Source organism: Polaribacter sp. BM10, assembly GCF_002005425.1.
Taxonomy (GTDB): Bacteria; Bacteroidota; Bacteroidia; order Flavobacteriales; family Flavobacteriaceae; genus Polaribacter; species Polaribacter marinaquae.
Map to the genome: position 1 here is coordinate 1,255,001 of NZ_CP019704.1, position 2,500 is coordinate 1,257,500.

General features: G+C 38.5%; 3 rRNA genes and 1 pseudogene (2 of these 4 cut by a window edge). 1 reads left to right on the plus strand and 3 read right to left on the minus strand.

Annotated elements, in window-relative coordinates:
* Positions 1-1,214: ribosomal RNA gene (locus BXQ17_RS05600) — 16S ribosomal RNA — on the minus strand (it extends 304 nt beyond the left edge of the window).
* A 551-nt stretch (positions 1,215-1,765) separates the two neighbouring features.
* Between BXQ17_RS05600 and gltD the strand changes: the two are divergent.
* Positions 1,766-1,966 (plus strand): annotated as a pseudogene (gltD, locus tag BXQ17_RS05605) (glutamate synthase); the annotation flags it as partial.
* A gap of 231 nt (positions 1,967-2,197) precedes the next feature.
* Here gltD and rrf read toward each other — a convergent pair.
* Both rrf and BXQ17_RS05615 read right to left on the minus strand, forming a co-directional pair.
* A 5S ribosomal RNA gene (gene rrf, locus BXQ17_RS05610) occupies positions 2,198-2,307 on the minus strand.
* A 110-nt stretch (positions 2,308-2,417) separates the two neighbouring features.
* A 23S ribosomal RNA gene (locus BXQ17_RS05615) occupies positions 2,418-2,500 on the minus strand (it continues 2,787 nt past the right edge of the window).

Here is a 2,500-nt window from a genome sequence, read left to right on the forward strand (position 1 = left end):
TGTGTGGCCCAGGACGTAAGGGCCGTGATGATTTGACGTCATCCCCACCTTCCTCACGGTTTGCACCGGCAGTCTCGTTAGAGTCCCCATCTTTACATGCTGGCAACTAACGACAAGGGTTGCGCTCGTTATAGGACTTAACCTGACACCTCACGGCACGAGCTGACGACAACCATGCAGCACCTTGTAATATGTCCGAAGAAAAGTCTATCTCTAAACCTGTCATACTACATTTAAGCCCTGGTAAGGTTCCTCGCGTATCATCGAATTAAACCACATGCTCCACCGCTTGTGCGGGCCCCCGTCAATTCCTTTGAGTTTCAATCTTGCGATCGTACTCCCCAGGTGGGACACTTATCACTTTCGCTTAGTCACTGAGATAAATCCCAACAACTAGTGTCCATCGTTTACGGCGTGGACTACCAGGGTATCTAATCCTGTTCGCTCCCCACGCTTTCGTCCATGAGCGTCAGTACATACGTAGTAGACTGCCTTCGCAATCGGTATTCTGTGTAATATCTATGCATTTCACCGCTACACTACACATTCTATCTACTTCCATATGACTCAAGTCAACCAGTATCAAAGGCAGTTCCATAGTTAAGCTATGGGATTTCACCTCTGACTTAATCGACCGCCTGCGGACCCTTTAAACCCAATGATTCCGGATAACGCTCGGACCCTCCGTATTACCGCGGCTGCTGGCACGGAGTTAGCCGGTCCTTATTCTTACAGTACCGTCAAGCTAGTACACGTACTAGTGTTTCTTCCTGTATAAAAGCAGTTTACAACCCATAGGGCAGTCTTCCTGCACGCGGCATGGCTGGATCAGAGTCTCCTCCATTGTCCAATATTCCTCACTGCTGCCTCCCGTAGGAGTCTGGTCCGTGTCTCAGTACCAGTGTGGGGGATCTCCCTCTCAGGACCCCTACCTATCGATGTCTTGGTAAGCCGTTACCTTACCAACTAACTAATAGGACGCATAGCCATCTTTTACCGATAAATCTTTAATTACAATTTGATGCCAAATCGCAATACTATGAGGTATTAATCTTCATTTCTAAAGGCTATCCCTCTGTAAAAGGTAGGTTCTATACGCGTTACGCACCCGTGCGCCGGTCGTCATCTGTGCAAGCACAATGTTACCCCTCGACTTGCATGTGTTAAGCCTGCCGCTAGCGTTCATCCTGAGCCAGGATCAAACTCTTCATTGTATATCTTAAATATTTTAATGAATAAGTTTCAAAAGAATTTACATTATTAATAATGTGGTTATTCTACTCTTTGTTTACGCTGTCAATTTCAATATTTTCAATGAACTTTTAAGGTATCAAATCTTGCTCTTTAAAAACAAAACCTAAATCTTAATCTTGTAGAAATGATAGAATCGAACTACCTAACTTAAATTACCGTTATTCCAAAATCTCTCTGAACGTTTTCGCTATCTCGTTTAGCGGGTGCAAATATAAAACTTATTTCTAATCTAACAAGAAAAATAAATCTTTTTTTTTAATTTATTTCTTAACCCGAAAACAATAAAACAATGAACTTAATTACTAACCCATATTTCCGTTAGCGGGTGCAAATATACACCGCATTTTTAATCCCGCAACTATTTAATCAACCTTTTTTGAAATTATTTTAAATTAAACCATTAAACAATTACAATTCAGATACTTATAATTTACAATAATTTTAAAAATTAAAATTGAATTAATTTGTAACAATAAAACTTGTATTAATTCACATAGTCTGATACTAATTTTCAAATTACCAGGCGGATTATGGTAAATACCAAACTAATGTACCCTATATTTTTGTAGCTGGAGATATGCGTCGTGGCCAGTCATTAATAGTTTGGGCTATTTCAGAAGGAAGAGAAGCGGCAAGACAAGTTGATTTGTTCTTAATGGGAAGTTCAGATTTACCTTCTAAAGACATCACAGGTGATCTTGTAGCTATGTAAAAATAAATTATTCAATAATCATTAAAAAGTCCTTATATAAAAATTTATATAAGGACTTTTTATTTAAACTTTTTGCTATCAAATAACTAAGACTCTAATTTTTGATAGAGATTATCCTTCTAATTAATTTTTTTAGAATTTAATTATATAAAGATTGAAACCAATTTCCATAAAAAAACCTCATATCATTAAGATATGAGGTTTAAAGAATTCTGCTTATATCAGAATTAAGAAAGGCGGCGACCTACTCTCCCACATAAATGCAGTACCATCGGCGCTATTGGGCTTAACTTCTCTGTTCGAGATGGGAAGAGGTGAGCCCCAATGCTATAACCACCCTAAATTTTTCAGCTAAATGAATCTAACTGTATAAGTTAACATATGGTAAAATAATATTGTAAGTAAAAGTAAAAAAAAGAGTGTCTCTCACCGTCTTGCGACGGTGAGAAGCGTACATAAGTCTATGGGTTATTAGTATCACTTGGCTATGACATTACTGCCTTTACACCTATGACCTATCAACGTGGTAATCTC